The sequence below is a fragment of the Moorena producens 3L genome (genome assembly GCF_000211815.1).
GTDB lineage: Bacteria > Cyanobacteriota > Cyanobacteriia > Cyanobacteriales > Coleofasciculaceae > Moorena > Moorena producens.
Genome location: NZ_GL890862.1, coordinates 1 through 4,290 on the forward strand (window position 1 = coordinate 1; position 4,290 = coordinate 4,290).

Annotated in this window: 4 protein-coding genes; all 4 read right to left on the bottom strand. The window is 46.8% G+C overall.

The window, feature by feature from the left end; genetic code table 11:
- Nucleotides 1-31 precede the first annotated feature (31 nt).
- Nucleotides 32-973, bottom strand: a complete 942-nt coding sequence (locus LYNGBM3L_RS33875; RefSeq protein WP_048815221.1) for a hypothetical protein — start codon at nucleotides 971-973, stop codon at nucleotides 32-34.
- A gap of 8 nt (nucleotides 974-981) precedes the next feature.
- Nucleotides 982-1,467, bottom strand: coding sequence for a hypothetical protein (locus LYNGBM3L_RS47270; protein ID WP_229414439.1), 486 nt, complete (start codon nucleotides 1,465-1,467; stop codon nucleotides 982-984).
- A gap of 68 nt (nucleotides 1,468-1,535) precedes the next feature.
- A complete protein-coding gene (locus LYNGBM3L_RS11525) occupies nucleotides 1,536-1,799 on the bottom strand; it encodes a hypothetical protein (RefSeq protein WP_008177637.1) in 264 nt (87 codons plus the stop codon).
- 159 nt (nucleotides 1,800-1,958) lie between these two features.
- The gene (locus LYNGBM3L_RS34835; RefSeq protein ID WP_008182775.1) at nucleotides 1,959-3,650 is read right to left on the bottom strand and encodes an RNA polymerase sigma factor; all 1,692 of its coding nucleotides are present in this window, start codon (nucleotides 3,648-3,650) and stop codon (nucleotides 1,959-1,961) included.
- Between the last annotated feature and the right edge of the window lie 640 nt (nucleotides 3,651-4,290).

A 4,290-nucleotide genomic window follows, 5' to 3' on the forward strand; every position in this document is an offset into this window, starting at 1 on the left:
AATCCCTTATGCCGATAAAAGTTCATGCAGTTTATATGTCAATTTTTGTAGTCTGAAAAATAGCCCGACGCTTGGCCAAGGGAGATTCTCCAAAGTGCTGTCGATACCAATGTTGGACATCACAGAAGGAAACTGTTTCCATGGCAGTTTTAACAAGTTCAGAGGTCAACTGGGTGGTGAGCAGAGGCAGTGTCAAGAGTAAATGCCCCATATGCTTCAGGGATGACCTTTGGGAAAACAGTTTATATTTACCAAACACAGACTCGATGAGATCAGAAGAGGCAAGTAGGGGCTGATTAGGAGGCAATGCTGTGGTTTCATGGTCAATATAGGCAATTAACTTGGCCAAAAAGTCCTCTAATCGTTTCGATAAGGTTAAATCAGCTGTTTGTTTGATAAAGTCTGTTTTCGAGTGTTGGTTAAACCCTTGATGCTTAAGCTGGTATTGGAGGGTGCGCACTAAGAAAAGCATCTGGTTGAAGGGTTCGAGGGCCTCCTGATAGTCCGACACCCAACCCAATTTTTCCTCAAAGTACCGTCTACCGAGGTCAGCGGTTTGGCAAATTAAGGAACCAACGTCACAGAAAACTGCCTCTGAAAGACACCCTTTGAGGGCTTCAATAAAGGCTTTCTGGTCAGGAAATGGCTTTTGTTTAAGGGGTTTTAAGGCCGCATTGACCTCAGTAGTCAACTGCTCACTCAAGGTTTTTAAGGCACTCGAATCTAAGCAGTAGCCAGGATTGACCCTTGAGAAATCCTGCTGCTTCTGATAGGCCAATACGAGTTTGGCCCACTTCAATAAGGTGTCAATATTGAAGTATCGAGCTTTGGATCGTTGTGCGGGTGGTCTTAAAAAAGATAATCGACTCTGCTGCAACTGTTGACGAGTACGGGTACACCGACTGACAAAGCGCTGATAGATTGGATCGAGCTCTAACTCACCTTTGAGTAATCGGGCACTTTGATGAGTCACATCATAGGTCACCTGCACAGAAGGATGAGCTTGATGGTATAAGCGAATGCCCTTATAGAGATCACTGCCTTGGTCTGAGAAAGCTGTAAGGGGACCCCGACCTGGTCACCAACCGCTTCGAGGATGGGGTAGATCAAGTCTCCTTTAGTGCTCTTCATGACCTTTAACGCTAGTAGTGACAAGTCCTGATAGCACAATTTCCCAGCTGATTGCTCGACGATTTGCTTCCACCGAGCTTGGCTGATTCCTAACACTACTAAGCATTTGTGAGCCCCTAATTCCAGGGTAAGATCGGCAATGTATAGCCAGTCGTGACGATACTCGCACGGACGCTGTAGCAAGTATAGTCCCATCCGCAATACCCATTGCCGAATACTACTATAACTCGGTAAAATTTGACCGATGAACCGACTCAATAGGGCAAAATTTTTCGAGGCTCCCCGGAAACTGCTTAAACTTTCAACCACAAACGAGATGGCTAAGCTAATCGTCAATGCTCCATAATGGTGGCTGGCTAACAGGGTGCCTTGGGTTTCAACGATCCCAACGGTGGCAGAGCCGCCTAAGGACGGGGGGGGACTGCTGTCTGATCAGACAGGGGGCTAAGCGATGGGGATGAGGTCTGTTGACGATACCCTCGCACTTCCTTTTCCGCTATCTGGGCTCGTCGTTTCCACAGGGCTCGACTTTTCTCTAAGTCCCGAATCCGGATTTCTTGTGCTCGCAATTTCTTTTGCTTCTCACTCGCTCTTTGCTTCCAACGATCACGGCTTTGCTTAAATAAATTGGCCAGACGCTCAATTGAGCTTTTGTATCCTTGTATCATGGGCAGATCCTGGCAACCTCTTCACACAGATTATGCATGAACTCATCCCATCAATCAAGTCCTAGAGTGAACAGCCTAGTGTAGAACCTGATCAGCCTAGTTTTCACACAGATGTGTCAGGCAGTCAGGCGATCGCCCCCTTAATTTTCATTCAATCTCTCATCCCGTGTCAAACTCATAGGACTTACGAAGTTGAGTTGGTTTTGCCCCCCTAAACACCCAATTTTGGAGAATAATGATGTCAAAGTTACCCATAATTTGGTTATTTAGGGGGCTTTGCGTAAGTCCTGACTCAGCAACAAAACAGACTGTATTGACAATAGCGTCAGCTTTCCACAAATCCTGTTCTGTCTTTTCTAGATGGGTAAGCTCTTGATAAAAACCCCTTATCAACCTAGAGCGCCCTCGTTCCAGTAACGAAGCGATCGCCCCTCCCTTTTCTGTCCATATATCATCCCTTGTAGAATCCTGCAAGGAAACAGGAGCCATCCTCGAATTTGGGACTATCCACTTTTGCCCCATAGCAATTTCAGGATGGGTAAGCTCTCGATAAAAATGCAAACTAAACCTATTGCGCAATTGCTTGGATAACGAAGCGATCGCCCCTCCCCTTTCCGCCCAAGTTTCATCCAACATCGAACTGGGCAAGGCAACAGCCTCTCTTGAGCATAGGGGTAGCTCGTCACTAACATTAATCAAATTAGAAATATTCTCGTCAACCAGTTCCCTTGGCCCGACTGCACCATCGACACGCTCTGGTTTTTCTGCCACTACCACCTCGGCGCACTCTATTTCTGCCGAATCCGTCGCCGTCTCTAACCCTTTCTTTTCTTCAGCCGACCTTTCCTTCTGCTTTTCTCCATATTCGCCTGGGGTAGGCGATTTCTTCGGCTGCACTGAGGCTTCCGCCCAATCTTCTGATTTCTTGCCCGACTTTTGGATACCCGCTTCCGAGCTTGCCGTGCTGGGCACAGCCACTTCCGACTCAATGAAATAGGCGCTCAACATCTGTTTGAGCTTTTTGCGAGCTATTGAGATGCGCTTACATACGCTGTCATAGGATATCCCTTGCCGCTCGGCAATTTCTGTATGGGTAAGCTCTTCATAAAAATGCAAAATAAACGTTTCCCGCATCCTTTCGGGTAAAGAAGCGATCACTCTTCGTATCTCTATAGATCTCTCCTCCCTTTCCAGAAAGGTCTCTGGCGACTCCACCGCAGACGACGTACTCATTTCCTCCGTATTCCCCACCCATTCGATGCTTTCTACAGCCGCAGGGCCCCGAGAACGTTCTCGGATAATATCGATGCATACGTTGTAAGTCAGCTTCCGCAACCAAGCCTTGAAGTTAGCAATTTTCCCCGCAAACTTTTTCACCTTTTCAACAGCTTTCAGCATAGCCCGGCTCAGGGCATCCTCCGCATCCGTTGGGTTGAAATTCATCAACTGCAGACAGCACCGATAAAGAGCCTCTTGATGTTGGCTCCATTGCTGCCAAAACTCCTCAACAATTCCCCCTCTTTCAAATTTCTTAGGGTTTTTCCGGTTCCCTCTATCGGGCGAGCTGACCCTATTCCGAGTAGCGGCGATTGGCATTCCTTGACTTCCTGCCCCCATATCAATAGGAATAGCTAGAGCAAACCCCAAACCAAAAGGCCCGTTTCCCGAACCAGAACTATACTGAACACTCAACTGCGGTTCAAAACCCCGGCAAGGAGTTGTCGGAATCGGAATCGACAGCCCTGCTGTTCCTGTAAATTCGTTAGCCTGAAACGTTTCTCCAATGCCCTGAATCGCTCCGCCGCCTTTGGGTAAAGATAGTTGGGTTGTGGTTATTTTGCTATTTTCCATAACACCCTTGATGACCGAATTGATGACCAAAATAATGATTGGGAACTATTCCCAATCAGCTCCCAATCAGCGAACTGAGCTGATAGCCCCTCAAGTAGCGTGGGCGTAGCGCATAAGCTGATGGCTGATAGCTGATATCTGAGGGCTGATAGCTGATGGCTAATAGCTGATGGCTAATAGCTGATGGCTGATGGCTAATAGCTTACCCTGAGCAACCCTCAACAAGACAGTATTAAAAATGACTTGACAAGCAAAAAAGCCTGTTTAAAAGTTTAGGCCAGTCAATATATCATTCTATTTATCCTAGCCCCAACTCTTTTTTTGTTGCCATTTAGTGAGGATACCATCGGGCACCATCTTCCCAGCACTCCCTGTTGATAGCAGCTATAAAATTGCGTTGAGTACTTCCGCTCGGTGTAACTCCTCAAGTCTGTTTGGGAGCATGTCACTTATGCAGAACATTTGTACTAAATCTCTAGCCCCCTCATGGGTTTAAGCTTGCTCTGATGGTACATAGTTCATTTGTTCTGCAACGCAAGACCTATTCCCACGGCAACTGATTCTTTAGTACGCGCTAGACATGCAAGGGTATGGTTTTTTTCATCTTGTTTCACAACTCGTAATTGTATTCGAAGAAAGG